Source organism: Streptomyces sp. NPDC048001 (assembly GCF_043203115.1).
Classification (GTDB): domain Bacteria; phylum Actinomycetota; class Actinomycetes; order Streptomycetales; family Streptomycetaceae; genus Streptomyces; species Streptomyces sanyensis.
In genome coordinates this window covers 175038-200029 of the sequence record NZ_JBIDBN010000011.1, presented here as the reverse complement: position 1 = coordinate 200029, position 24992 = coordinate 175038, and the positions used below count along the sequence as shown (strand labels likewise).

Annotated in this window: 23 protein-coding genes; 10 read left to right on the top strand and 13 right to left on the bottom strand. The window is 73.7% G+C overall.

Going from position 1 to position 24992, the window contains the following annotated elements; all coding sequences use genetic code 11:
* Positions 1–89: 89 nt before the first annotated feature.
* The 5 genes from ftsH to dacB form a co-directional block, all read right to left on the bottom strand.
* Positions 90–2114, bottom strand: a complete 2025-nt coding sequence (gene ftsH / locus ACGF15_RS21665) for an ATP-dependent zinc metalloprotease FtsH (RefSeq protein ID WP_345614312.1) — start codon at positions 2112–2114, stop codon at positions 90–92.
* A 185-nt stretch (positions 2115–2299) separates the two neighbouring features.
* Positions 2300–2839 (bottom strand): hypoxanthine phosphoribosyltransferase, encoded by a 540-nt coding sequence (hpt, locus tag ACGF15_RS21660; protein ID WP_345614403.1) that lies wholly within the window; start codon positions 2837–2839, stop codon positions 2300–2302.
* 40 nt (positions 2840–2879) lie between these two features.
* On the bottom strand, positions 2880–3917 hold the full coding sequence (tilS, locus tag ACGF15_RS21655; protein ID WP_345614313.1) for a tRNA lysidine(34) synthetase TilS: 1038 nt from the start codon (positions 3915–3917) through the stop codon (positions 2880–2882).
* Between the two features lie 228 nt (positions 3918–4145).
* Positions 4146–5291 carry a zinc-dependent metalloprotease gene (locus ACGF15_RS21650; protein ID WP_345614314.1) on the bottom strand — a complete coding sequence of 382 codons (1146 nt, stop codon included), beginning with the start codon at positions 5289–5291 and terminating at the stop codon, positions 4146–4148.
* Positions 5292–5368: 77 nt separating this feature from the next.
* Positions 5369–6775, bottom strand: a complete 1407-nt coding sequence (dacB, locus tag ACGF15_RS21645) for a D-alanyl-D-alanine carboxypeptidase/D-alanyl-D-alanine-endopeptidase (RefSeq protein WP_392801111.1) — start codon at positions 6773–6775, stop codon at positions 5369–5371.
* 96 nt (positions 6776–6871) lie between these two features.
* Between dacB and ACGF15_RS21640 the strand changes: the two genes are divergently transcribed.
* Together ACGF15_RS21640 and ACGF15_RS21635 are read left to right on the top strand one after the other, a co-directional pair.
* A complete protein-coding gene (locus tag ACGF15_RS21640; protein WP_187744513.1) occupies positions 6872–7366 on the top strand; it encodes an inorganic diphosphatase in 495 nt (164 codons plus the stop codon).
* Positions 7367–7502: 136 nt separating this feature from the next.
* A complete protein-coding gene (locus ACGF15_RS21635) occupies positions 7503–9170 on the top strand; it encodes a threonine/serine exporter family protein (RefSeq protein WP_345614316.1) in 1668 nt (555 codons plus the stop codon).
* 126 nt (positions 9171–9296) lie between these two features.
* Here the strand turns inward: ACGF15_RS21635 and ACGF15_RS21630 are convergent, their stop codons facing one another.
* The gene (locus ACGF15_RS21630; RefSeq protein WP_345614317.1) at positions 9297–9998 is read right to left on the bottom strand and encodes a VTT domain-containing protein; all 702 of its coding nucleotides are present in this window, start codon (positions 9996–9998) and stop codon (positions 9297–9299) included.
* Between the two features lie 131 nt (positions 9999–10129).
* Here ACGF15_RS21630 and ACGF15_RS21625 point away from each other — a divergent pair, with 131 nt between their 5' ends.
* Together ACGF15_RS21625 and ACGF15_RS21620 are read left to right on the top strand one after the other, a co-directional pair.
* Positions 10130–10495 carry a YbjQ family protein gene (locus ACGF15_RS21625; protein ID WP_362607825.1) on the top strand — a complete coding sequence of 122 codons (366 nt, stop codon included), beginning with the start codon at positions 10130–10132 and terminating at the stop codon, positions 10493–10495.
* A 66-nt stretch (positions 10496–10561) separates the two neighbouring features.
* Positions 10562–11989, top strand: coding sequence for a glutamate decarboxylase (locus ACGF15_RS21620; protein WP_345614319.1), 1428 nt, complete (start codon positions 10562–10564; stop codon positions 11987–11989).
* 17 nt (positions 11990–12006) lie between these two features.
* On the opposite strand, the gene ACGF15_RS21615 is transcribed toward ACGF15_RS21620, so the two are convergent.
* From ACGF15_RS21615 to ACGF15_RS21600, 4 genes are all read right to left on the bottom strand, one after another.
* Positions 12007–12648 carry a PadR family transcriptional regulator gene (locus ACGF15_RS21615; protein ID WP_392801106.1) on the bottom strand — a complete coding sequence of 214 codons (642 nt, stop codon included), beginning with the start codon at positions 12646–12648 and terminating at the stop codon, positions 12007–12009.
* 404 nt (positions 12649–13052) lie between these two features.
* Positions 13053–13595, bottom strand: coding sequence for a DinB family protein (locus ACGF15_RS21610; RefSeq protein ID WP_362607822.1), 543 nt, complete (start codon positions 13593–13595; stop codon positions 13053–13055).
* A gap of 333 nt (positions 13596–13928) precedes the next feature.
* A complete protein-coding gene (locus tag ACGF15_RS21605; RefSeq protein ID WP_345614322.1) occupies positions 13929–15386 on the bottom strand; it encodes an aldehyde dehydrogenase family protein in 1458 nt (485 codons plus the stop codon).
* Between the two features lie 82 nt (positions 15387–15468).
* Entirely contained in the window at positions 15469–16380 is a 912-nt protein-coding gene (locus tag ACGF15_RS21600; protein ID WP_376427310.1) for a helix-turn-helix domain-containing protein, read from the bottom strand.
* A gap of 323 nt (positions 16381–16703) precedes the next feature.
* Here ACGF15_RS21600 and ACGF15_RS21595 point away from each other — a divergent pair, with 323 nt between their 5' ends.
* Entirely contained in the window at positions 16704–17219 is a 516-nt protein-coding gene (locus ACGF15_RS21595) for an ATP-binding protein (protein ID WP_345614323.1), read from the top strand.
* Between the two features lie 70 nt (positions 17220–17289).
* Here the strand turns inward: ACGF15_RS21595 and ACGF15_RS21590 are convergent, their stop codons facing one another.
* On the bottom strand, positions 17290–17526 hold the full coding sequence (locus ACGF15_RS21590) for a DUF397 domain-containing protein (RefSeq protein WP_256526574.1): 237 nt from the start codon (positions 17524–17526) through the stop codon (positions 17290–17292).
* A 268-nt stretch (positions 17527–17794) separates the two neighbouring features.
* Between ACGF15_RS21590 and ACGF15_RS21585 the strand changes: the two genes are divergently transcribed.
* The 5 genes from ACGF15_RS21585 to ACGF15_RS21565 all read left to right on the top strand — a co-directional run bounded on the left by ACGF15_RS21585 (position 17795) and on the right by ACGF15_RS21565 (position 21969).
* On the top strand, positions 17795–18289 hold the full coding sequence (locus ACGF15_RS21585) for a hypothetical protein (RefSeq protein WP_362607817.1): 495 nt from the start codon (positions 17795–17797) through the stop codon (positions 18287–18289).
* 128 nt (positions 18290–18417) lie between these two features.
* On the top strand, positions 18418–18849 hold the full coding sequence (locus ACGF15_RS21580) for a VOC family protein (RefSeq protein ID WP_345614325.1): 432 nt from the start codon (positions 18418–18420) through the stop codon (positions 18847–18849).
* A gap of 5 nt (positions 18850–18854) precedes the next feature.
* Entirely contained in the window at positions 18855–19625 is a 771-nt protein-coding gene (locus ACGF15_RS21575; protein WP_392801099.1) for a (Fe-S)-binding protein, read from the top strand.
* Positions 19622–21334, top strand: coding sequence for a lactate utilization protein B (locus ACGF15_RS21570; RefSeq protein WP_392801096.1), 1713 nt, complete (start codon positions 19622–19624; stop codon positions 21332–21334). Before ACGF15_RS21575 ends, ACGF15_RS21570 begins: the two co-directional genes overlap by 4 nt.
* Positions 21331–21969 carry an LUD domain-containing protein gene (locus ACGF15_RS21565; RefSeq protein WP_345614328.1) on the top strand — a complete coding sequence of 213 codons (639 nt, stop codon included), beginning with the start codon at positions 21331–21333 and terminating at the stop codon, positions 21967–21969. The genes ACGF15_RS21570 and ACGF15_RS21565 overlap by 4 nt, the downstream gene beginning before the upstream one ends.
* A 36-nt stretch (positions 21970–22005) precedes the next feature.
* On the opposite strand, the gene ACGF15_RS21560 is transcribed toward ACGF15_RS21565, so the two are convergent.
* Positions 22006–23163: a DUF2786 domain-containing protein gene (locus ACGF15_RS21560; RefSeq protein ID WP_345614329.1), complete on the bottom strand. Its 1158-nt coding sequence runs from the start codon at positions 23161–23163 to the stop codon at positions 22006–22008.
* An 81-nt stretch (positions 23164–23244) separates the two neighbouring features.
* Positions 23245–24978 (bottom strand): SpoIIE family protein phosphatase, encoded by a 1734-nt coding sequence (locus ACGF15_RS21555; protein ID WP_345614330.1) that lies wholly within the window; start codon positions 24976–24978, stop codon positions 23245–23247.
* Between the last annotated feature and the right edge of the window lie 14 nt (positions 24979–24992).

The following is a 24992-nucleotide window of genomic DNA, read 5'->3' as shown; positions in this document are numbered from 1 at the left end:
GCAGCGCGGGCATATGAGAATGCCGCGCCCCCCAGGCTAGAGCCCGGGGGGCGCGGCAGTCATTCCGGGGCAGTGCCCTGGCCTGGGGCTCAGGCCTCGGGGCGCTCCTCCGCTACCGGCTCGGCCGGTGCCTTGGTGAGGTCCGTCACCGAGGGGGCCGCTCCGTTCGCCGCGCCGTTGGTCAGTGCGAGCTCCTTGGGGGAGAGCACCGGCGGGCGGGTGGAGGGAGTGCGCCGGGAGGAACCGGTCCACGCCGGACGGGCCGGGCGCTTCACGATCGGGGCGAAGATCTCGGCGATCTCCTCCTTGCCCAGCGTCTCCTTCTCCAGGAGCTGGAGCACCAGGTTGTCGAGGACGTCGCGGTTCTCGACCAGGATCTCCCACGCCTCGTTGTGCGCGGACTCGATGAGCTTCTTGACCTCCTCGTCGACCAGCGCGGCGACCTCTTCCGAGTAGTCGCGCTGGTGGGCCATCTCGCGGCCGAGGAAGGGCTCGCTGTTGTCGCCGCCGAACTTGATGGCGCCGAGCCTCTCGGTCATGCCGTACTGCGTGACCATCGCCCGGGCGGTGGCCGTGGCCTTCTCGATGTCGTTCGCCGCGCCGGTCGTCGGGTCGTGGAAGACGAGCTCCTCCGCGGCCCGGCCGCCCAGCATGTAGGCGAGCTGGTCGAGCATCTCGTTGCGCGTGGTCGAGTACTTGTCCTCGTCCGGCAGGACCATGGTGTAGCCCAGTGCCCGTCCGCGCGACAGGATGGTGATCTTGTGGACCGGGTCGGAGTTGGGTGAGGCCGCCGCGACCAGGGCGTGACCGCCCTCGTGGTACGCGGTGATCTTCTTCTCCTTGTCGGACATGATCCGGGTCCGCTTCTGCGGGCCCGCCACCACGCGGTCGATGGCCTCGTCCAGCGAGTGGTTGTCGATGAGCTTGCGGTCGCTGCGCGCCGTGAGGAGCGCGGCCTCGTTCAGCACGTTCGACAGGTCGGCACCGGTGAAGCCGGGCGTCCGGCGGGCCACGGCGCCGAGATCGACGTCCGGGGCGACCGGCTTGCCCTTCTGGTGGACCTTGAGGATCTCCAGCCGCCCCTGCATGTCGGGGCGGTCCACGGCGATCTGCCGGTCGAAGCGGCCCGGTCGCAGCAGCGCCGGGTCGAGGATGTCGGGCCGGTTGGTGGCGGCGATGAGGATCACGCCGCCCTTCACGTCGAAGCCGTCCATCTCGACGAGCAGCTGGTTGAGCGTCTGCTCGCGCTCGTCGTGGCCGCCGCCGAGGCCGGCACCGCGGTGGCGGCCGACGGCGTCGATCTCGTCGACGAAGACGATCGCCGGGGCGTTGGCCTTCGCCTGCTCGAAGAGGTCACGGACCCGGGAGGCGCCGACACCGACGAACATCTCGACGAAGTCGGATCCCGAGATCGAGTAGAACGGGACGCCCGCCTCGCCGGCGACGGCGCGCGCGAGCAGGGTCTTGCCGGTTCCCGGCGGGCCGTACAGCAGCACGCCCTTGGGGATCTTGGCCCCGACGGCCTGGAACTTCGCCGGCTCCTGGAGGAACTCCTTGATCTCGTGGAGCTCCTCGACCGCCTCGTCCGACCCCGCCACGTCGGCGAAGGTCGTCTTCGGGGTGTCCTTGGTGATGAGCTTGGCCTTCGACTTCCCGAAGTTCATGACGCGGGAGCCGCCGCCCTGCATCTGGTTCATCAGGAAGAGGAAGACCACCACGATGAGCAGCAGCGGCAGCAGGGAGAAGAGCACCGAGACGAAGGGGCTCTGCTTCGAGACCGAGACCGTGTAGCCCTTCTCGATCTCACCCGCCTCGAACTTCTCCTGCAGCTTGTCGGCCAGGTCGACGCCCTGGGTGCCGATGTAGCTGGCCTGCACCTTGGTGCCGCCGTCTACCTTCTGGCCCTCCTTGAGCTCGATCTTGACGAGCTGCTCGTCGCCTGTGGTCAGCTTGGCCTGCTGGACCTGGTTCCTGTCGATCGCCTGGACGACCTTGCCGGTGTCCACCGTCTTGTAGCCGCCGGACGAGCCGACGACCTGCATCAGCACGACCACGGCGAGGACGGCCAGCACGATCCACATGACCGGCCCACGGAAGTATCGCTTCACGTCCATCCATACGGAGCGAGAACGCCCCGTCCCTCCTGCCCGTAGTGAAATGCCGCTGTTGACTCGTTTATGCGACTGCTATGAGAAATGACAACTGTTCTTCGGACGGTACCCCAGCTTCGGCACCGGCGACCGCCTTCCCTTGCACCAACGGCGGAAAGGCGGGCTGGGTTCCCCAGCGTGCCGGCGGCTCAGCCCCCGTAGACGTGCGGGGCGAGTGTGCCCACGAACGGCAGGTTGCGGTACTTCTCGGCGTAGTCCAGGCCGTAGCCGACGACGAACTCGTTCGGGATGTCGAACCCGATCCACTTCACGTCGATGGCGACCTTCGCCGCGTCGGGCTTGCGCAGCAGGGTGCAGACCTCCAGGGAGGCCGGCTCGCGCGACCCCAGGTTGCTCAGCAGCCACGACAGCGTCAGGCCCGAGTCGATGATGTCCTCGACGATCAGGACGTGCTTGCCCTTGATGTCGGTGTCGAGGTCCTTGAGGATCCGCACCACGCCGGAGGACTGCGTGCCCGCGCCGTACGACGACACGGCCATCCAGTCCATCGTGACGGGGGTGGCGAGCGCACGCGCCAGGTCCGCCATCACCATCACCGCGCCCTTGAGGACGCCGACGATGAGCAGGTCCTTGCCCGCGTACTCCGCGTCGATCTTCGCCGCCAGCTCGGCCAGCTTGGCGTCGATCTCTTCCTTGGTGATGAGCACCGACTGGAGGTCGCTGCCCATGTCCTTCTCGTTCACCCGCGTCGCTTTCTGTCTCGGCGGTTCACCCTTGCCGAATGACCAGTCTGCCACCCTGGCGCAGCACCTGGATCCGCCCGGGCAGATTGATGGCCCGCTGGCCCCGCCAACCGGTGATCAGGCGGTCCACCTCCTCGATGTGGCGGGCGAAGAGCGAACCGGCGGGCGACCCGGCCTCGATCACGGCCCGGCGGAGCACCCGGCGGCGCACGGCGGGGGGCAGCACGTAGAGCTTGGCGCACTCCAGGCCGCCGTCCGCGCTGCGGACTCCGGCGGCCGCCTCGGCCGCCCAGGCGTCGAGGGCGTCGGCGTCGTCGCGGGAGAGCTGGGCGGTGCGGGCGAGCGCCTCCACGACGCCCTTGCCCAGCGCCTTCTCCAGGGCCGGCAGCCCCTCGTGGCGCAGCCGGGAGCGGGTGTAGGCCGGATCGGCGTTGTGGGGGTCGTCCCACACCGGCAGCGACTGGACCATGCACGCCTTGCGGACCGTCTGGCGGTCGATCAGCAGGAACGGGCGCCGGTAGCGGCCCGCCGCCCCCGAGACGGCGGCCATACCGGAGAGCGAGCGGATGCCGGATCCCCGGGCGAGCCCGAGGAGCACGGTCTCGGCCTGGTCGTCCCGGGTGTGCCCGAGGAGCACGGCGGCGGCCCCGAGGCGCTCGGCGGCCGCGTCGAGCGCGCCGTAGCGGGCGTCGCGGGCGGCGGCCTCGGGGCCGCCGGCGCGCCCCACGCGCACGGTGGCGGTCTCGACGGGGTCGAGGCCCAGCGCGGTGAGGCGGGCGGCCACCTCGGCGGCGCGGAGGTCGGAGCCGGCCTGGAGTCCGTGGTCGACGGTGACGGCGCCGGCGCGGACGGAGAGCTTGGGGGCCTCGAAGGCGAGGGCGGAGGCCAGGGCCATGGAGTCGGCCCCGCCGGAGCAGGCGACGAGCACCAGGGGAGGGCCGTCGGCGGGCTCCGGGGCGCGGGTGCCGGCCCCGACGGCGTGCCGGGCGTGCTGGGTGAGGACGTCGTTCAGAACGCGGCGGACCGCCAGGCGTATCGCCGCGACCGCAGGATGGGGACCCATGTCCGGTGCCCTTCGTGGAGTGTCGGGAGGGGTGTCGGCCCGAGGACGGTGCGGGGCCGGCGAACCGGCCGCCCGCATTCGTCACTCAGAGTGCGTCGATGGTGACAGAGCCGAGCCAATACCCGAGCATTGCACGCCTATCCAACGCCTACGGTCCCTCGGACGGGTGATTGGAGGGGCGCTCACGTGCTCCCGGCGAGCCGCCGTTCGCGACCCCGTACCCGCGGTTCACGACTCCGCCCTGCGGTGCACCCGCGCGACCCAGTCCGCCGGTTTGGCGATCTCCGCCTTGGTGGGGAGGGTGTTGGGGGAGGTCCACACCCGGTTGAAGCCGTCCATGCCGACCTCCTCCACGACCGCCCGGACGAAGCGCTCGCCGTCACGGTACTGGCGGAGCTTGGCGTCCAGGCCGAGGAGCTTGCGCAGGGCCAGGTCCAGACGGCCGGCGCCGCGGGCGCGCCGCTGCTGGAACTTCTCCCGGATCTCGGCGACCGAGGGCACCACGGCGGGCCCCACTCCGTCCATCACGAAGTCGGCGTGCCCCTCCAGCAGCGACATCACGGCCGTCAGGCGCCCGAGGATCTCGCGCTGGGCGGGCGTCTGCACCAGTTCGACCAGGGACCGGCCCTCGTCCTCCTCGCCCTCGGGGCGTGCCCCCGCCAGCGACTGGGCGGCCTCCCTCAACCGCTCCAGGACGGTCATCGGGTCCACGTCGGTCTCCGCGAGGAACGACTGGATCTCGCCCTCCAGGTGGTCGCGCAGCCAGGGCACCCCGGTGAACTGGGTGCGGTGCGTCTCCTCGTGCAGGCAGACCCAGAGCCGGAAGTCGTGCGGGTCCACGTCGAGTTCCCGCTCGACGTGCACGATGTTCGGGGCCACCAGCAGCAGCCGTCCGCCGCCGTTGCCGCCGGGCCCCGCGGGAGCGCCGTCGGGGAGCGTCCGGCTCGCCGGGGCGAAGGTCTCGTACTGGCCGAGGACCCGGGAGGCGAGGAAGGACAGCAGCATCCCGAGCTCCACGCCGGTCACCTTGCCGCCGACGGCGCCGAGGACGGCCCCGCCCGCGGTGTCGGAGCGGCGCTCGCGCATCTTGTCCAGCAGGGGGCTGAGCAGTTCCCGGAAGCCCGCGACATTGGCCCGGATCCAGCCCGCCCTGTCCACGACGAGGACCGGTGTGTCCCGCGGTGTCACCCCCTCGGGGACCATGCGGGTGAAGGCGCGCACATGCTCCTCGGACGCCTTGGCGTGCCGCCGCAGCTCGGCGACGACGGCGCGCGCCTCGTCCCGGCTCGCGTCGGGCCCGGGCCGCACGAAGCGGGTGGCCGTCGCCACGGCGAGGTTCCAGTCGACCATCTCGGCACCACCGATGCTCGTCATGCGTCAACCGTACGTTCTCGACCGGTGCCGCGTAGAGGTGTCGGCGGTGCCTTCCCACCGGGACGGGGCGCCCGGTCTCACTCCAGCAGCGCCGCCGCCAGGCGGTCCAGCGCGGGCCGGGCGGCGTAGGGCGAGGAGGTGTCGCCGGCCAGGAAGGCGAAGGCGAGCACACGGCCGTCCGGGGCGGCCACGGTGCCCGCCAGGGTGTCGACGCCGGTGAGCGTGCCGGTCTTGGCCCGGATGAGCCCGGAGCCCGGGGAGGCGGCCGGGTAGCGGCCGTCGAGGGTGCCGGTGAACCCCGCCACGGGCAGCCCGGTCAGCACCGGGCGCAGCTCCGGGTGCTCCGGGTCGGCCGCCTTGGCGAGCAGGGCCGTGAGCAGTTCGGCGGTGGCCCTGTCCCGCCGGTCGAGGCCGCTGCCGTCGGCGAACCGGGTGCCGGCCAACGGCAGGCCCAGGCGGCGGAGCTGGTCGGTGACGGCCCGTTCCGCCCCGGCGAAGTCGGCGGGGCGGCCGGCGGCCACGGCGGTCTGCCGGGCCAGCGACTCGGCGATGTCGTTGTCGCTGTGGGTCAGCATCCGCTCGACCACCCGGGCCAGGGGGGCGGAGAGCACCTGGGCCACCGGCACGGCCTCCTCGGGCGCGCGGCCCGGCGCGGGAGTGCCGTCCACCCGTACGCCGTGCTCGCTCAGCCGGTCGGCGAAGACGCGGGCGGCCTCGCCGGCCGGGTCGGCCGAGCGGGTGGCGGGTCCGCTGCTCGCGGGGTCGTTGCGGCCCTGGTCGACCATGAGCGCGCTGATCGGGGCGATGTTGTCGTTGGGGCCGATGGGGTGCAGGCGGGCCCCGGGGTAGAGGGCCGTGTCATAGGCGATCCGCACCGCGTCGGCGCCCCGGTCGCCGAGGGCGCGGGCGGTGCGGTCGGCGAGGTCGTCCAGGCGGTCCCGGTCCAGGGTGGCGTCGCCGCCGCCGACGAGCGTGACCACCCGCACCTCGCCCGGGACGGCCACGACGGTGGTGGGGACGCGGTGGTCGGGGCCGAGCGCGCCCAGGGCGGCGGCGGCGGTGGCGATCTTGATCGTGGAGGCCGGGACCATCGGCCGGGAGGCCCCCGCTCCGTAGAGGCGGCGGCCGGTGGCGAGGTCGACGACGCAGGCGGTGGGGGCGGTGCCCAGCGCCGGGTCCGCCAGCAGCGGGGCGAGGGCGGTCGCGAGGCCGCCGGGGGCGGCGCCCGGGGCGTCCGCCGGAGCGGCACGGGTGCCGCCGAGCGGGTCGAGCACCGGGGGTGCGCTCGGGGCGGGCGGCGGGCGGTGGGCGGCGGACGCGTCGTGATGTGCGCCACCCGGGTCGGCGCGGGCGGCCGCCCATCGGCGCTCGGCCGTACGCTGGCCCGTGTCCCAGGGTCCGGCCAGGGTCACCGCCCCGACCGACAGGACGAGCCCGACCACGGCGGCACCCGTCGCGAGCTGCCATGTTCCGACCTTCGGCACCCCGCACCAGCCCCTTTCGCGATCACACCTGTGCGTGAGGGACACTTAACCACCAGATTCGCGTCTTGCTATGTCTTGATCATGGAGGAGCCACCCGTGGAGTTCGACGTCACCATCGAGATCCCGAAGGGTTCGCGCAACAAGTACGAGGTGGACCACGAGACCGGTCGGATCCGCCTGGACCGTCGGCTCTTCACCTCGACCAGCTACCCGGCGGACTACGGCTTCGTCGAGAACACCCTCGGAGAGGACGGCGACCCGCTGGACGCCCTCGTCATCCTGGACGAGCCCACCTTCCCGGGCTGCCTGATCACCTGCCGGGCCATCGGCATGTTCCGGATGACCGACGAGGCCGGTGGCGACGACAAGCTGCTGTGCGTCCCGGCGTCGGACCCGCGCGTCGAGCACCTGCGCGACATCCACCACGTCTCCGAGTTCGACCGCCTGGAGATCCAGCACTTCTTCGAGGTCTACAAGGACCTGGAGCCCGGCAAGTCCGTCGAGGGCGCCAACTGGGTCGGCCGCGCCGAGGCCGAGGCCGAGATCGAGGCCAGCTACAAGCGCCTGGAGGCGCAGGGCGGCGCTCACTGACGCTCCGCCGCAGGGCCCCGGTCGCGGGCGGGACACACAGGTGTCCCGCCCGCGACGCGTACCTCCCCTTGACCGCGCCCATACTGGGCAGGAGTGCCGGGCAGAGGGCAGGAGCGAGAGGGAGCGAGGACGGCGAGTGGTGGCGGAGTCCGAGGGTCCGGAAGACCGGAAGCCTCAGTCCGACGAGGCGCACAGCGCCTTCGCCCCGCCGGTGGGCGTGGAGCACCGGGAGGCCCCGGAGGAGGACCATCCCAGTTCCGAGTTCTCCGTGCCGAAGGGTTTCCTGGCGGACCCCGTGCAGGCCGAGCCGGAGGGTTCGGCCTTCGCCCCGCCGTCCACGTACAGCGCCCGGAGTTCTCCTGCGGCCTTCACCCCGGCGCACGGCACGGCCCTGGTCAGGGTGACGCAGAACGCCCCCTGGCAGGACCGGATGCGGGCGATGCTGCGGCTGCCCGTCGGGGAGCGCCCGGTGCCGGACACGGTCCCGCGGGCCGACGAGGAGGGGCCCGCGGTCCCCCGCGTGCTCGACCTGACCCTGCGGATCGGCGAGCTGCTGCTCGCGGGCGGCGAGGGCGCCGAGGACGTGGAGGCGGCCATGTTCGCCGTCTCCCGCTCCTACGGGCTGGACCGCTGCGAGCCCACGGTCACCTTCACCCTGCTGTCGATCACCTACCAGCCGTCGCTGGTGGACGACCCGGTGACGGCCAACCGCACCGTGCGCCGCCGCGGCACGGACTACACCCGGCTGGCGGCCGTCTACCGCCTGGTGCACGACATCAGCGTCGAGGAGTCGGACGTCACCCTGGAGGAGGCGTACCGCAGGCTCGCGGAGATCCGGCGCAACCGGCACCCCTTCCCCGGCTGGGCGATCACCCTGGCGGGCGGGCTGCTGGCCGGGTCCGCGGCCGTGCTGGTCGGCGGTAACGTCATCGTCTTCCTGGCCGCGGCGATCAGCGCGATGCTGGGGGACCGGCTGGCGTGGCTGGCGGCGGGGCGGGGCCTGCCGGAGTTCTACCAGTTCGTGGTGGCGGCGATGCCCCCGGCGGCCTTCGGGGTGGGGCTGAGCCTGTCCCCGCTGGACGTCCGGGCCTCCGCGGTGATCACCGGTGGCCTGTTCGCGCTCATCCCGGGGCGGGCACTGGTCGCGGCCGTGCAGGACGGCCTGACCGGCTTCTACATCACGGCCTCGGCGCGTCTGCTGGAGGTCGGCTACCTGGTCGTCGGCATCGTCGTGGGTGTGCTCAGCGTGCTCTACCTCGGGTTCGCGCTGGACGCCGGGCTGCAGCCGGAGACCGCGCTGCACAGCGTGGACCGCCCGGAGGTGCAGACGCTCGCGGCGATGACGCTGTCGCTGTGCTTCGCGGTCATGCTCCAGCAGGAGCGCCACACGGTGTGGCTCGCGACCCTCAACGGGGGCGTCGCCTGGGTGGTGTACGGGGCGCTGGCGATCCAGGGCGGCGTCTCGCCCGTGGCGGCCACCGCGGCGGCGGCGGGACTGGTGGGCCTGTTCGGCCAGATGCTCGCGCGCTACCAGTTCACCTCGGCGATGCCGTACGTGACGGCCTCGATCGGTCCGCTGCTCCCCGGTAGCGCGCTGTACTTCGGGCTGCTGTCCATCGCACGGGGCGACCTGAACGACGGGCTGGGCTCCCTGAGCAAGGCCGCGGCGCTGGCGCTGGCCATCGCGATCGGGGTGAACCTGGGCTCCGAGGTGACCCGGCTCTTCCTCCGGGTACCGGGGGCGCCCGGCGAGATCCAGCTGCCCGGCGGGCGCCGCGCGGCCAAGCGGACCCGCGGCTTCTGAGGCGCCGGGCGGTCCGCTCGCGCGCGACGGCGGTCGCGGGGGCCCGCGTGCTCCGCACCCGCCACGCGCGCGAGCCCCCGCGGGGCGGGGGCTCGGGCGGCGGTACCGGGGTACGGGCGGGCGGTGTCAGCGGCGGGCGTGGCGCCCGCGCTGCGGGAAGGGGGGCGTGTCGTCGTCGCCGCCCGCGGAGCCGTCCGCGGCGGCCTTCTTGTTCTTGGAGCGGGCGCGCAGCAGCTCGATCACGATCGGGACCACGGAGATCAGCACGATCAGGATGAGGATGGCCTCGATGTTCTGGTGCACGAACTCGACCTTGCCGAGCGCCGCGCCGAGCAGCGTCACCCCGGCGCCCCACAGCACACCGCCGATGATGTTGAAGGTGACGAAGGAGCGGTAGTTCATCCGGCTCACGCCGGCGATGATCGGCGTGAAGGTGCGCACGATGGGCACGAAACGGGCGAGGACCAGGGACTTGGGGCCGTACTTCTCGAAGAAGTCGTGGGCCTTCTCGACGTTCTCCTGCTTGAAGAAGCGCGAGTCCGGGCGCTTGAAGAGCGCGGGGCCCACCTTGCGGCCGAAGAGGTAGCCCACCTGGTCGCCGATGACCGCGGCCACCACGATGAGGGTGCAGACGAGCCACAGCGGCATGTCGATCTTGCCGGTGGTCACCAGCAGACCGGTGGTGAAGAGCAGGGAGTCGCCCGGAAGGAAGAAGCCGATCAGGAGGCCGGACTCGGCGAAGACGATGACCAGGACCCCGATCAGCCCGAACGTGGTGATCAGGTAGTCCGGGTCGAGCCAGCTCGGTCCGAGCGCAAGGGTGTTCACGAGGTCCGGGCTCCTGTGGTGTAAGTCGTTCGGGACAGTAGGCCGCCCAAAACTATCAACGCACGATGAACGCCTCCGGTTCCACGGGGTACCGGGATGCGGGCCGGGCCGGTGGGCCCGAAGCTGGGCCCATGGGTATCGAGGAATACGGCGGCGGGCAGAACCCCGGCGTCGACGTGCTGGTGGTCACCACGGACGATGTGCCCGGGTACCGGGTGGAGCGGGTGATCGGTGAGGTCTTCGGCCTGACCGTGCGCTCGCGGCACCTGGGGAGCCAGATCGGAGCCGGGCTGAAGTCGATGGTCGGCGGTGAGCTCAGGGGGCTGACGAAGACCCTGGTCGAGACGCGCAACCAGGCCATGGCGCGGCTGGTCGACCAGGCGGCGGCGCGCGGCGCGAACGCCGTGCTGGCCTTCCGCTTCGACGTCACGGAGGCGGCGGACGTGGGCACCGAGGTGTGCGCCTACGGCACGGCGGTGGTGGTCGCGCAGGCCTGAGGCCCGTCCGGCGGTGCGGCGGGGCTCGCGTTGCGGGGGGTGTCCGCCGAGGCGAGCCTGGGTCCCATGGCACTTCACCCAGGTTCCCCCGGTACGCGCGGTGACGACGACCCCCGGCGGCGCCGGCTTGCGCTGAACCCCTTCTTCGGGGCGGCCGACCCCGTCGGCGACATGACCGCGGCTCCGCCCGTCCACCGCCTGCCCGACGGGCCCATGACACCGTCGACCGCCTACCAGCTGGTCCACGACGAGCTGATGCTGGACGGCAACTCCCGCCTCAACCTGGCGACCTTCGTCACGACGTGGATGGAGCCCCAGGCCGCGGTGCTGATGAGCGAGTGCCGCGACAAGAACATGATCGACAAGGACGAGTACCCGCGGACCGCGGAGCTGGAGCGCCGGTGCGTGGCGATGCTGGCGGACCTGTGGCACGCCCCCGACCCGACGGCGGCGGTCGGCTGCTCGACGACGGGCTCCAGCGAGGCGTGCATGCTCGCCGGGATGGCGCTGAAGCGCCGCTGGGCGCAACGGAACGCCGACCGGTACCCGGCGCGGGCGCGGCCGAACCTGGTGATGGGGGTGAACGTCCAGGTCTGCTGGGAGAAGTTCTGCACCTTCTGGGAGGTGGAGCCGCGGCTGGTGCCGATGGAGGGCGACCGCTTCCACCTCGACCCGCAGGCGGCGGCCGCGCTGTGCGACGAGGACACGATCGGCGTGGTCGCCGTCCTGGGCTCGACCTTCGACGGCTCCTACGAGCCCGTCGCGGAGGTCTGCTCGGCGCTGGACGCGCTGCGGGAGCGCACCGGGGTGGACGTGCCGGTCCATGTGGACGGGGCGTCCGGGGCGATGGTGGCGCCCTTCCTCGACCCGGACCTGGCCTGGGACTTCCGCCTCCCGCGCGTGACCTCGATCAACACCTCGGGCCACAAGTACGGGCTGGTCTACCCGGGCGTCGGCTGGGCGCTGTGGAGGTCCTCCGAGGCCCTGCCGGAGGAGCTGGTCTTCCGGGTCAACTACCTGGGCGGCGACATGCCGACCTTCGCGCTGAACTTCTCCCGCCCGGGGGCGCAGGTGGTGGCGCAGTACTACACCTTCCTGCGGCTGGGCCGGGAGGGCTACCGGGCGGTGCAGCAGGCCGCACGGGACGTGGCCTCGGGGCTGGCCGGGCGGATCGGCGCCCTGGAGGACTTCCGGCTGCTGACCCGGGGCGACCAGCTGCCGGTGTTCGCCTTCACCACCGCGGACGGCGTGGGGTCCTTCGACGTCTTCGACGTCTCGCAGCGGCTGCGCGAGCGGGGCTGGCTGGTGCCCGCGTACACCTTCCCGGCGAACCGGGAGGACCTGTCGGTGCTGCGGGTCGTGTGCCGCAACGGCTTCTCGGTCGACCTGGCGGACCTGCTCCTGGACGACCTGGACCAGGTGCTGCCCGAGCTGCGGCGGCAGCCGGGGCCGCTGGCCCGGGACCGCTCCGCCGCGACGGCCTTCCACCACTGAGCACGCCGCCGGGGCGTTCAGCGGCCGTCGCCCTCGTGGGGGATCCCGTTGGCGTAGGGGTTCTCCTGCCCCTCGGCCAGCACGCCGACGAACGGCTCGCCCTCCCCGGCGAAGGTGTAGGCGCCGGCCTCGATGCGGGCGATCAGCCCGCGGGTCCAGGCGGAGCCCCCGTCCGCGGAGGCGAGCCAGAAGTCCATGATCTCGCCGATGTGGCCGAGCGAGGCCGTCCCCTCCGGGGGCGTGTAGTACTCCGTGACCGAGGAGCGCCACTCCTCGATGGCGCGCACCCGGGTGCGCAGCAGCCCGACGGCCTCGGCGCGGGGCAGGTCGACGATGAAGCCGAGCGCCGCGGACAGGACGTCCGTCCGCTGGTCGTGGGCGGCCAGTGACTCCCGGAGCAGGCCGAAGTACTCCTCGGTGCCCCGGGGGGTGAGTTCGTACTCGGTCCGCGGGGGGCCGCCCGCGTCCGAGGGCGCGGTCTCGTGGGCGCGCAGCAGGCCCTGCTTCGCCATCTGCTTGAGCGCGTGGTAGATCGAGCCGGGCTTGGCGTTGGACCACTCGTGGGCGCCCCAGTACTCCAGGTCGTTGCGCACCTGGTAGCCGTGGGCCCGTCCGTGCTGCCGCACGGCGCCGAGCACCAGGAGCCGGATCGCTGACATCTGCCGGGGTCCCCTTCTCGTCGGGTGTGGCCAGCCTGGTCCGGATGGCGGAGAAGGCCGTCCCGCTCCCGCCGTGCCGGGCCGTCCGGCCGGTGGTCGATTTCTACACCGCTTCTCCACCGCCCCGGGCTCCGGGACGACCTGCCTCCGGGCCAGGCCCTCCCCCGGCGCCGCGGTCCGCCGCTGCCCGGCCGGGTTCCACGTCCACGGTACGGCGGGCCACGGGTAGGGCGGGCCACGGGCCCGCGGCCGCCCGCTCCGGCTGCCATGGGGTCGCCGGGATCGTGGACGGGCCGACCGCCGCGGAGCGCGAGGCGGCGGCGGACGCGCTCGCCCGGCGGGGTGAGCTGCGCGGCGGGGCGGGGGCCCGGGGCGGTGCGGGCGCGCGGCCCCGGGCCCTCGCCTCAGTGCCCGGCCTCGGCCAGGTCGATCAGGGCGAAGGCGTCCTTGCCGTCCAGGGACTCGCGGATGATGTCGGCGTGGCCCGCGTGCCGGGCGAACTCCTCGACGAGGTGCAGCAGCAGCGCGCGCAGCGACATCCTGCCGTCCACCGGGAACCAGGGTGCCTCGGGGAGCGGGAACACCTGGTCCAGGCTCGGCGCCGAGCGGATGAACTCCTCGGTCTCCCGCGCCACTCCGTCCCAGAACGCCAGGAAGCCGGGCACGGTCTCGTCCCCGACCAGCCGGAAGCCCTCCTCCCAGGTCTCCTCGGTGCGCTGCCGCTCGTTGGGGCGCTGCTGGGCCAACCGCAGCCAGTTCAGTTCGATCTCGGCGACGTGCTTGAGCAGTCCGGACAGTGAGAGCCGGCTGGCGCTCGGCCGGCTCGCGGCCTGCTCCTCCGTCAGCCCGAGCACCGAGCGCCGGATCGCCGCCCGCTGGCCCTCGACGTAGGCGAGCAGGGCGCCGCGCTCGTCGCCGGGTGCCTCCGCGGGAATGTGGGTGACCATGGTGGTGCCGCCTTCCGATCCGCGCCGGGGTCCTCTCCCCTGCTGCACCTGCCACGCTACGAAGCCTTGCGGACAGGTTCTGTCCGCAAGGGACCGGGGCGGGCGCGGAGGCCCCGAAGAGACGCGCATCCGGTGGGACGGGGGCCACCGGTCACGGCGAAGCCCCGCCCCCCGGCAGGGACCGGGCGGCGGGGCACGGCGAGCGGGAGCGCCCGGCGGGGCTCGCCGACGGGCGGCGGGCCCGGGCGGGGCGCGGGCGTCCGGTCGGGGCACGGGGGCCCGGCAGCGCCTCGGAACCGGAAGCGACTCGGAACCGGAAGCGCCTCAAGCGCCTCAGAAGGGGAAGCGCGAACGGCCGTGCTGTACCGAGATCCACTTCTGCGTGGTGAAGGCGTCCAGCATGGCGTCGCCGTTGAGGCGGCCGAGACCGGAGTGCTTCTCCCCGCCGAACGGGACGATCGGCTCGTCGTGCACGGTGCCGTCGTTGATGTGGATCATGCCCGTGTGGATCCGCTTGGCGATCCGCACACCGCGCTCCACGTCCCCGGTGTGGACGGCGCCGCTCAGCCCGTAGGGGGTGTCGTTGGCGATCCGCACCGCCTCGTCCTCCCCCTCGAACGGGATGAGGAGCGCCACGGGGCCGAAGATCTCCTGGCCCAGGACGGGTGCGCCTTCGGGGATGTCCGCGAGCACCGTCGGGGAGACCAGGTTCCCCTCCACCGTGCCGCGCAGCAGGGCGGTCGCCCCCGCCGCGACGGTCTGCTCCACGAGGGCGGAGACGGCCTCGGCCTGGGAGGCGTTGATCAGCGGGCCGATGTGGGTCGCCGGGTCGGCCGGGTCGCCGACGGCGAGGGTCCGCACCTTGGCGACGAACTTCTCGGTGAACTCCGCCTGGAGCGAGCGGTCGACCAGGATGCGGTTGGCGGCCATGCACACCTGGCCCTGGTGGACGAAACGACTGAAGACGGCCGCGTCCACCGCGTAGTCGACATCGGCGTCGTCGAGCACGATCAGGGCGCTGTTGCCGCCCAGTTCGAGGATGGCGTGCTTGAAGTGGGCGGCGCAGACGGTCGCCACATGGCGGCCCACCCGGTCCGAGCCGGTGAAGGAGATGGCCTTCGGAACGGGGTGCTCCAGCAGCGCGTCGCCGATCTCGGCGATGTCGGTGACGACGACGTTGAGCAGGCCGGCGGGCAGACCGGCGTCCTCGAAGACCTTGGCGACCAGGGTCCCTCCGCAGACGGGCGTGTTCTGGTGCGGCTTGAGCACCACCGCGTTGCCGAGCGCCAGGGCGGGGGCCACCGACTTGACCGAGAGCAGGAAGGGGAAGTTGAACGGGCTGATGACACCCACGACGCCGACCGGGACGCGGTAGACGCGGTTCTCCTTGCCGTCGGCCGGGGAGGGCAGGATGCGCCCCTCGGGCCGCAGGGCCAACTGGACGGCCTCGCGGAGGAACTCCTTGACGAGGTGGAGCTCGAAGGCGGCCTTGAGGTGGGTGCCGCCGAGCTCCGCGACGATCGCCGCGGCGATCTCCTCCTCGCGGTCCTCGATGATCCGCAGCGCCTTCTCGAAGACCCCCCGGCGGGTGTAGGGGTTGGTCTCGGCCCAGGCGGTCTGCGCGCGCTCGGCCGCCCGGTACGCCTGGTCGACCTCCTCGGCGGTGGCCACCGTGATCGAGGCCAGCTTCCCGCCGTCGTAGGGGTTGAAGTCGATGATGTCCCAGGAACCGCTGCCCGGCTTCCATTCGCCGTCTATGTACTGGAGTGCCAGGTCGCTGAAGAAGGACATGTGATCACTGCTCCATGGGCAGGGGCGGCGGGGGCGCCGGCGCGCGTCAAGTTGTCTGATGCTTCGTCATCGTACGCATGTTTCAGGCGAGTTGAAGGAGCCCGCGCAGCAGGTCCCGGGTGTCGGCGGCATCCGGACTGTCCTCGCACAGACGCTCCATGACCCGGGCGTACTGGGCGACGTCCTCGCGCTTGTCGAGGTAGAGGGCGCTGGTCAGCTGCTCCAGGTAGACCACGTCGGAGAGATCGGACTCGGGGAAGCTCAGCAGGGTGAACGCCCCGCTCTCGCCCGCGTGCCCGCCGAACCCGAAGGGCATCACCTGGAGCGTGATGTTGGACTGCTCGGAGACATGGATCAGGTGCCGCAACTGGTCCTGCATCACGCTCCGGTCGCCGTAGGGGCGGCGCAGCGCCGCCTCGTCGAGGACGACGTGCAGCAGGGGGGCGTTCTCCGACACCAGCGCCTTCTGCCGCTCCAGCCGCAGGGCGACCCGCTTGTCGATCTCCGGGGCAGGGGCGCCGGGCATCCCGCGGGAGACCACCGCGTGGGCGTAGGACTCCGTCTGCAGCAGCCCGTGCACGAACTGGACCTCGTAGATACGGATCACCGAGGCCGCGCCCTCCAGGCCGATGTAGGTCTGGAACCAGCCCGGCAGCACATCGCCGTAACTGTGCCACCAGCCGGCGACGTTGGCCTCCCTGGCGAGCCCGAGGAGCGAGGCGCGCTCCGCCTCGTCGCCCACGCCGTAGAGGGTGAGCAGGTCCTCCACGTCGCGCGCCTTGAAGCTCACCCGGCCCAACTCCATGCGGCTGATCTTGGACTCGGAGGCACGGATGGAGTACCCGGCCGCCTCCCGCGTGATCCCCCGGGACTCCCTCAGGCGCCGCAGCTGGGACCCCAGCAGGATGCGCCGGACGACCGACCCTCCGCCCGGCCCCTCGCCGCGGGGATCGCCCCATGCGGGCGACGCCGCCCCTGACACTCCTGCTGTCACGACCCGAACCCTCCCTGCCCGTGCACCATTTCACCGCGTCCGATCGTCGCCGAGTACCTCCCGAAACCCAAGAGCCGGATTCTGCCACCAAAAGGCTTCAGCCTGTACTCGCTCGGTTACGGAAAGAGTAGACAGCACCGCCGGGTCTCCCGACCGGCCCCTGGAAGAAATGAGCAGCAACCGCCACGGGCACGGACAGGTCCGGCGCGTGCACGTGCATCTGCCCTTGCATCTGCCCTACGCATTGGGAACGATGGTGCTCGCGCACCTGCGTGCTCGTTCGTGTCGTAGCGCCACAGCAGCGAATCCCGGGAGTGCCTCGCATGGGGACGAATCGATCGACCATGCTCGCGCCGTTAAGGCAGGGGCTCTACCCGACCGACCCCTCGACCGCGGCCACCTCCGCCTCCTGCGCCCTGCCGCCCCGCCATGAAGCGGTGCGCGGCGCACGGCAGTTCACCCGGGCGACGCTCGGCCAGTGGGACCTCGCGCACCGCTTCGACGACGTGGCGCTGGTCGTCTCCGAGCTCGTCACCAACGCCCTGCGGCACGCACTGGCCCCCGAGGGCGGGCCGGCGCAGCCCGGGGGCGAGGTGCACGAGCAGGGCGGCGAGACGCCGGTGCGGCTGCACCTGATGCGCTGGACCGGCCGCCTGGTGTGCGCGGTGCGCGACCCCAGCGACGAGGGCCCCACCGCCCGGCAGGCGGAGGAGGACTTCGCCGCCGAGTCGGGGCGCGGGCTGCTGCTGGTGGAGTCCTTCAGCGACGGCTGGGGCTGGCACCCGCTCGCCGGGGCGCTGCGGGGCAAGGTCGTCTGGGCGCTCTTCCGGCTGGGATGAGACGCGCCCCACGGGCCGCGCCCCCGCCCCGCCGGACGCCCGGGCGGCACCGGCCGGGCACCCGGGAGGCTCAGGCCACCAGGTGGTCGAACTCGCCGTCCTTGGCCCCCAGGAGCAGCGCCTCTATCTCCGCCGTCGTGTACACGAGCGCGGGACCTTCGGGGTGCCGCGAGTTGCGCATCGCCACATCGCCGCCGGGCAGCTTGGCGAACTCGACGCAGGAGCCCTGGGAGTTGCTGTGTCTGCTCTTCTGCCAGACGACCCCCTGAAGCTCCGTGGCCGCCATGCCGCTGTACACGTGGTGCACAAGTCGCTCCCGGGGTACAAGGTGCAGGTGTCAACTACGCCGGATCATAGCCGCGTTCATATGCCATGTGCAGAAGCCAATGCACGGGTCGATGCACGTGCACAGGGGGTGTTCCCCCGGTTACACGGCACGCCCCGGCCCACGGCAGGCTCCCCTCGCCTCCCCCGCCCGCGGCCCGGTTGTGGAGATCCGGCGAGGGCTCCGGAAGCAGCCGCGGGGCCCTGGTAGCTTTGCGCGGTCTCTCCGACACCACCCAGGGGGAACCTCCATGCGCACCACCGCTCTTCGCACGGCGGCCGCCACCGCGGCCGCCCTCGCGGCCCTCGTCCTGGGCGGCTGCGGCAGCGGCGACGAGGCGGCGGACGGCGAGGACAAGGACGGGGCCCCCACGACGCCCGCCGCCACCGCCTCGCCCGACCCGACCGGCGTCCAGGACGGCGGGGCGGACGGCGCCGCCGGGGGCATCGAGGGCACCTGGGCCGGACTGACCGACGCCAAGCCCGTCGTGCTCTCCCTCACCCGGGGGAAGGCGGCCCTGCTGGCCGAGGGCCGCGCCTGCACGGGCGACGTCACCGGCGCCGGCCCCTGGAAGCTGGCACTGACCTGCTCGGACGGCAGCACCGACCGGACCTCGGGGACCATCCGGCCCGGGGACGGCACCACCCTGGTGGTCGCCTGGGACGGCGGCACGGAGGACACCCTGCGCAGGAGCGAGGGCGGTTCGCTCCCCGAGGGCCTGCCCACGGCGCTGCCCACCCCCTGAGCCCCGGCACCGCCGCCCGCCCGGGCCCGCCTGCCGCCCCCGCCCGCCCCCGCCCGCGGCGTCCCGCCGCGCCACCAGGTCCGGCCGCGTCCCGGGACGCTGTCGGCGGCGAGGAGTACCGTCCCTCCATGGCATCCCGACTGGATCTCACGCTGGACTGCGCGGACGCCGAACGGCTGGCCGCCTTCTGGCGCACCGCGCTGGGTTACGTCGACGAGCCCCCACCGCCGCCCTTCGCCACACGGGAGGAATGGCTGGCCCAGTTCGGGGAGGACGAGGAGGACGGGCTCGGCGGTGCCTGGCTGTGCGACCCCGAGGGCAGCGGCCCCCGGCTCAGCCTGCTGGAGGTCCCCGAGCCGAAGAGCGCCAAGAACAGGCTGCACCTGGACATCCGCCTCCCCGGCCACGGCACCGCCGACGAGCGCTGGGCCCGCATCCGGGACGAGGCCGGGCGGCTGGCCGCGGCGGGCGGCACCGTCCTGGAGACCTTCGACGGGCACCATGTCGTCATGGCCGATCCCGAGGGCAACGAGTTCTGCGTCGCCGCCGGCCCGGCCTGACCGCCGTGCGTGTCGGACTCTTCGCGACCTGCCTCGCGGACACCTTCTTCCCCGAGGCCGCACGGGCCACCGCCCTGCTCCTCGCCCGGCTGGGCCACGAGGTGGTGTTCCCGCCGGAGCAGACCTGCTGCGGCCAGATGCACGTCAACACCGGCTACCAGCGCACCGCCCTGCCCCTCGTGCGGGAGTTCGCCGGGCTCTTCCGGGACCCCGCCGTGGAAGCGGTGGTCCTGCCTTCCGCCTCGTGCACGGGCTGCGTCCGCCACCAGCACGCCCAGGTCGCCGCACGGTACGGCGACCCTCGCCTGGCCGCCGCGGTTAAGGAGGTGGCCGCCAAGACCTACGAACTCAGCGAGCTGCTCGTCGACGTCCTGGGCACCACCGACGTGGGCGCCTGGTTCCCGCACCGCGTCGCCTACCACCCCACCTGCCACTCCCTGCGGATGCTCCGGTCGGCCGACAGGTCGCTGGCGCTGCTGCGGTCCGTCGAGGGCATCGAACTCCTCCGGCCGCCCCGGGAGGACTCCTGCTGCGGCTTCGGCGGCACCTTCGCCCTGAAGAACGCCGCGACCTCCACCGCGATGCTCCAGGACACCCTGCACCGCATCGCCTCGACCGGCGCGGAGGTCTGCACCGCGGCGGACTCCTCCTGCCTGATGCACCTCGGCGGGGGCTTCTCCCGCCTGCGGTCCGGCCCGAGGACCCTCCACCTCGCGCAGATCCTCGCCGCCACCCGCGACGCGCCCCACCCCCTGACCGAGGAGGCCGCCCGATGACCCGTCCCGACCGCCCCGGCGCCGCCGGGTCCGGGGACGACCCGCCGGAGCGTCCCCTCCCCGGGACACCCGCCCCGCCCCCGCACGCTCCACCGGGCACCGGCCGCCTGCGCGGCGACACGCCCTTCCCCCGGGCGGCCCGCGCGGCCCTCGCCGACGGCACCCTGCGGGGCAATCTGCGCCGCGCGACCGGCACCATCCGCGCCAGGCGGCTGGCCGCCACCGGGGAACTGCCCGACTGGGAGCAGCTGCGCGACGCGGGCGCCGCGCTCAAGTCCGAGGCCCTGGACCGCCTGCCCGAACTGCTGCTGCAGCTGGAGGCCGCGTTCACCGAGCGCGGCGGCACCGTGCACTGGGCCCGCGACGCGGCGGAGGCCAACGCGATCGTCACCCGCCTGGTCCGGGAGACGGGCTCCGAGGAGGTCGTCAAGGTCAAGTCCATGGCCACCCAGGAGATCGGGCTCAACGAGCACCTGGCACGGCAGGGCATCACCGCCCACGAGACGGACCTGGCCGAGCTGATCGTCCAGCTCGCCGGCGACCGCCCTTCCCACATCCTGGTCCCCGCGATCCACCGCAACCGGGAGGAGATCCGCGGGATCCTCCGCGACGGCATCCCGGATGCCGGCCCCCGGCTGGGATCCGACCCGGCGGAACTCGCCGCCGCGGCACGGGCGCATCTGCGCGAGAGGTTCCTCACGGTGCCCGTCGCCGTCTCCGGAGCCAACTTCGGCATCGCGGAGACGGGCACCCTGTGCGTGGTGGAGTCGGAGGGCAACGGCCGGATGTGCCTGACCCTGCCGCGGACGCTGATCACCGTCATGGGCATCGAGAAGGTGGTCCCGCTCCACCGGGACCTGGAGGTCTTCCTGCAACTGCTGCCCCGGTCCGCCACGGGCGAGCGGATGAACCCCTACACCTCCCTGTGGACCGGGGTCACCCCGGGCGACGGGCCCCGGGAGGTCCATCTGGTCCTCCTCGACAACGGCCGCACCGCGGCGCTCGCCGACCCGCTCGGCCGGGGAGCGCTCGGCTGCATCCGCTGCTCCGCATGCCTCAACGTCTGCCCGGTGTACGAGCGGGTGGGCGGCCACGCCTACGGCTCCACCTACCCGGGGCCGATCGGGGCGGTGCTGAGCCCGTACCTGGCCGGGATGCACGCCACCGGGGACGATCCGAACCGCACCCTCCCCTACGCCTCGACGCTCTGCGGGGCCTGCCTGGACGCCTGTCCGGTCCGGATCGACCTCCCCGCGATGCTGGTCGACCTGCGCCGCCGCCACACGGAGGAGGCGGGGCGCACCCCGGAGGCGCTCGCGATGCGGGCCGCCGGGGCCGTCATGCGGCGGCCCCGGCTCTACACGGCCGCCCAGCGGACCGCCGCCCGCCTCGCCCGCGCCGCGGCGAGGCGGGACGGGCGGATCACCCGGCTCCCCCCGCCGCTCGCCGGCTGGACGGAGGCCCGGGACGCGCCCGTCCCCGCGCAGGAGGCCTTCCGGTCGTGGTTCGCCTCGCCGGAGGGTGCCGCGGCGATGCGCGCCGCGGCACACGAGGGCGAGCGCCGCCGCGCGGCACACGGCGGGCCGGGCGGGGGCGGCCCGGCGCACGGGCACGACCGTCCGGGCGGGGGCGGCCCGGCGCACGGGCACGACGGGCCGGGCGGGGGCGACCCGGCGCACGGGCACGACCGGCGCGAGGAGGAGCGGTGACCGGGCCGACGGCGCGGGAGGCGGTGCTCGGGCGCATCCGGGACGCCCTGGAGCTGGCGCCCCCCAGGCGGCAGCCCGTCCCCCGCGCCTACCGCACGGGCCGCACGCTGCCGGACGACGAGCGGCTGGCGCTGTTCACCGGGCGGCTGGCCGACTACCGGGCGGGCGTCCGGGTCTGCACCGCCGCGGCCACCGCCGAGGCCGTGGCCGGGGCCCTGGACGCCCACGGGGCGCGGCGCGTCGGGGTACCGCCAGGACTGGACCGGGCGTGGCTGGAGCGCTTCGGCGGGGAGGTCCTGGTCGACTCGCAGGCGGTCTCCCCCCGGATGCTCGACGGCCTCGACGCCGTGGTCACGGCCTCCGCCGCGGGCTGCGCCGAGACCGGTACGGTCCTCCTCGACGGTTCCCCCGGCCAGGGCCGCCGCGCGCTGTCCCTCGTCCCCGACGTCCACGTCCTGGTGGTCGACCTCTCGACCGTCGCGGCGGGAGTGCCCGAGGCGCTCGCCCTGCTCGTACCCGGGCGGCCGACGACGCTGGTCAGCGGACCTTCCGCCACCTCCGACATCGAACTGGAGCGGGTGGAGGGCGTCCACGGGCCGCGCACCCTGGAGGTGGTCCTGCGCACCGACGCCTGAGCGGTGCGGACCGGCCCCGGCCGGGCCGCCGAGCGGTCAGGCCCGGCGCCCGGGCAGGGGCCGCCCGGGGGAGGCGCGGTGCGCACGGTCGGCGGCGGAGGTGCCGTCGCGCCATCCGGCGGCGTCCGTCGCCGACCGCACCCGAGCGGTGCGCGTCTCGGGGAACATCCGCCGGGTCCGGTCGGCCACGGCCAGGTCGCGGGTGGCCAGCACCGGCAGCAGCTCCCCGGGGACGGCCTCCTCGGCCACGGCGGCCAGGTGCTCGCCGATGCGGGAGGCGTACGCCGTCCAGAACGACTGCCGGAAGGTCCTGGTGCGCTTGCGCCCCCCGGCCCGCTGGGCGGACTCGGCGGCCGTCATCGCCCTGGTCCCCTGCACCAGCAGGGAGGTGTAGAGCAGCTCCACCGCCTCCAGGTCCCCCTCGAAGCCCACCACCGTGGAGAAGCCGAAGGGGCCGTTCCACACGGCCTTGCAGCGGTTGGCGGAGGAGACCACGTCCAGCAGCACCGCCTTGGCCGTCTCGTAGGGCGCGTCCACGCCGATGCGGCGCGCCGACGGCGTGTGCGCGGCGGGCGCACCCTGCGCGAGGACCGCCTCGTCGATGCTGTGGCGGGCCATCAGCTCCTGGGCCTTGGCCGTGAGCGCCTCCGCCTCCTGCGGGTAGCCGGTGGCCTCCGCCTTGGCCAGCAGGGCGCGGACACGGGTGAGCATCCGCGGCTCCCGGCCGGTGCCCTCGCGGCCGGGAGCCGGTGCGGCCCGGGGCCCGGCGCCGGGCGGCGGGGCGACGGCCTCGATGCGCGGCAGCCGGGCCAGCAGCCGGTACAGCTCCAGGACCGCCGTGGCACGGCCGAAGCGGTCGCCGCGCTGCGGCGGGACCTCCCCGGCGAGGTCCCGCAGCTGGGCCTCCCAGCGGTGCGGCAGCCGCGGCCCGTAGTGCGCGGACTCCGCCGCGACCAGCTCCGCGAGCAGCCGGTGGTGCACCTCCCCGAGGTCCCGCCGGACCAGCCGGGCGACGTCCGCGGGCTGCCAGCCGCGCTCCCAGGCGCGGCGCAGCAGCTCCTCGCCGCGCCGCCGCAGCTCCGCGTCGGCCCCGGGGTCGGCGGCGAGCAGGGAGGCGGCCGCGTCGAGGGAGGCGTCGCCCTCCGCGTACAGCGCCGCCGCCAGTGCCTTCTCGACCGTGTTCACCGTGCCCACACACGGGATGGTGTCACGCTGCGGCCCCGGGGGCCCCGCGCGGGCCGGGCCGGGAAGCGGCAGCCGCCGGCCGGGGCGGGGTCACGGTGCGACGTTCTGCTCCGCCCAGACGACCTTGCCGCCCACCGTGCGGCACGAACCCCAGCGCCGGCAGAGCATGTTGATCAGCTGGAGGCCCCGGCCGCCCTCGTCGCTGACGTCGGCGTGCTGGATCTGCGGGAGGTCCGGGCCGGTGTCCGAGACCTCGATGGTGAGCCGTTCGCCGCGGAGGAGCCTCAGCTGACCGGGGCCGTTGCCGTAGCGCAGGGCGTTGCCGACGAGTTCGCTGACGACCAGCTCGCTGACGTCCGCCAGCTCCGCGAGCCCCCAGTCGGCGAGCTGCCCGGTGACCAGGCCGCGGGCGACGGAGGCGACGTTGCCCTCCCGGGGGAGCGGCCACACCCGCAGGTCCTCGTCCGGGCCGCCGGTGCTCCCGGCGACCAGCAGCACCGCCTCGTCGATGCGCCGGGCACCCGGCGGTTCCGCGAGCAGCCCGCCGCCCTCCATCCGCTCCGGCTCCATGGACTTCGCCCGGCCGCGCAGCCCCTCCAGCTGGACGTCGATGTCGTCGGTGCGGTTCTTGACCAGGCCGTCGGTGTACAGCGCGAGACGGGCCCCCTCGCGCACCACGACCCGCAGCGGGTCGTACGGGATGACCCCGGCGCCCAGCGGCGCGCCGACGGGGACGTCGAGGAGGTCGGCCCCGCCGCGGCCGTCGAGCAGCAGCGGCGGGAGGTGCCCTGCGCTGGCGAAGGTGTAGGTGGAGTCCGCAGGGTCGTAGACGGCGCACAGGCACGTGGCGACCTGCTCGTCCTCCAGGTCGCGGGTGGCCAGGTCCAGCCTGGCGAGCACCCGCTCGGGGGCCATGTCGAGGGTCATCAGGGTCCGGCCGACCGCGCGCAGCCGCCCCATGGTGGCCGCGGCGGGCAGCCCGTGGCCCATCACGTCGCCCACCATCAGCGCGGTACGGCCCCCGGGCAGCGCCATCACGTCGTACCAGTCGCCGCCGACGCCCCGTGCCGCGGCGGCCGGTGCGTACTCGGCGCGGACCCTCAGCCCGGGGGTGAGGGGGGTGGCCCGGGGAAGCAGGCTGCGCTGGAGGGAGACCACATGCTCCCGCTCGCGCCCGTACATCCGGGCGTTGTCCATGAACACGGCCGCCCGGGAGGCGAGTTGCTCGGCGAGCGCCAGATCGGTGGTGGAGAACGGCGGGGTGCCTCCGGCACGGACGAAGTCGGCGGTGCCCAGCAGCACGCCCCGGGCGATCAGCGGTACGGCGAGGTAGCTGTGCACCCCGGCGTCCCGCATCTTCGCGGCGGCGCTGGCGGTGGGGGCGATGCGGAGGTAGTCCTCGTCGGCGATCCGGGAGAGCAGCACCGGTTTGCCCTGGCGCAGGCAGTAGCGGTGGAGCAGCGTCTCGTGCACCGACTCGCCGATGGTGTTGGTGTCCCCGACGGGGGTGGGTTCCAGCAGGGCCAGTTCGTCGATGGCGCAGACCGCCATCGCCCGGCTCTCCGGGATGCCGACCCCGGTCCAGCGGGAGCCCTCCTCGCCCTGGAGCACCCGCTCCAGCACGTCGACGGCCGCCCCGTCGGCGAACCGGGGGACGGTGAACTCGGCCAGCTCCTGGGCCGTGCGCTCCAGGTCGAGCGTGGTGCCGATCCGGGTGCTCGCGGAGTTGAGCCAGGCCAGGCGGCTGCGGGTGGTGAAGCCGTCGGAGGGCTGGTGCCCGCGCCCGCGCCGGAAGCGGAGGCCGCGGACACCGGAGGACTGCATCGCGGCGGTCCTCG

Bases quoted from the DNA above. Each gene is read 5' to 3' on its own strand.
- ftsH (WP_345614312.1), bottom strand. From the start codon at position 2,114: ATGGACGTGAAGCGATACTTCCGTGGGCCGGTCATGTGGATCGTGCTG.
- hpt (WP_345614403.1), bottom strand. From the start codon at position 2,839: ATGGGCAGCGACCTCCAGTCGGTGCTCATCACCAAGGAAGAGATCGAC.
- tilS (WP_345614313.1), bottom strand. From the start codon at position 3,917: ATGGGTCCCCATCCTGCGGTCGCGGCGATACGCCTGGCGGTCCGCCGC.
- ACGF15_RS21650 (WP_345614314.1), bottom strand. From the start codon at position 5,291: ATGACGAGCATCGGTGGTGCCGAGATGGTCGACTGGAACCTCGCCGTG.
- ACGF15_RS21625 (WP_362607825.1), top strand. From the start codon at position 10,130: ATGGGTATCGAGGAATACGGCGGCGGGCAGAACCCCGGCGTCGACGTG.
- ACGF15_RS21620 (WP_345614319.1), top strand. From the start codon at position 10,562: ATGGCACTTCACCCAGGTTCCCCCGGTACGCGCGGTGACGACGACCCC.
- ACGF15_RS21615 (WP_392801106.1), bottom strand. From the start codon at position 12,648: ATGTCAGCGATCCGGCTCCTGGTGCTCGGCGCCGTGCGGCAGCACGGA.
- ACGF15_RS21610 (WP_362607822.1), bottom strand. From the start codon at position 13,595: ATGGTCACCCACATTCCCGCGGAGGCACCCGGCGACGAGCGCGGCGCC.
- ACGF15_RS21605 (WP_345614322.1), bottom strand. From the start codon at position 15,386: ATGTCCTTCTTCAGCGACCTGGCACTCCAGTACATAGACGGCGAATGG.
- ACGF15_RS21595 (WP_345614323.1), top strand. From the start codon at position 16,704: ATGGGGACGAATCGATCGACCATGCTCGCGCCGTTAAGGCAGGGGCTC.
- ACGF15_RS21585 (WP_362607817.1), top strand. From the start codon at position 17,795: ATGCGCACCACCGCTCTTCGCACGGCGGCCGCCACCGCGGCCGCCCTC.
- ACGF15_RS21580 (WP_345614325.1), top strand. From the start codon at position 18,418: ATGGCATCCCGACTGGATCTCACGCTGGACTGCGCGGACGCCGAACGG.
- ACGF15_RS21570 (WP_392801096.1), top strand. From the start codon at position 19,622: ATGACCCGTCCCGACCGCCCCGGCGCCGCCGGGTCCGGGGACGACCCG.
- ACGF15_RS21555 (WP_345614330.1), bottom strand. From the start codon at position 24,978: ATGCAGTCCTCCGGTGTCCGCGGCCTCCGCTTCCGGCGCGGGCGCGGG.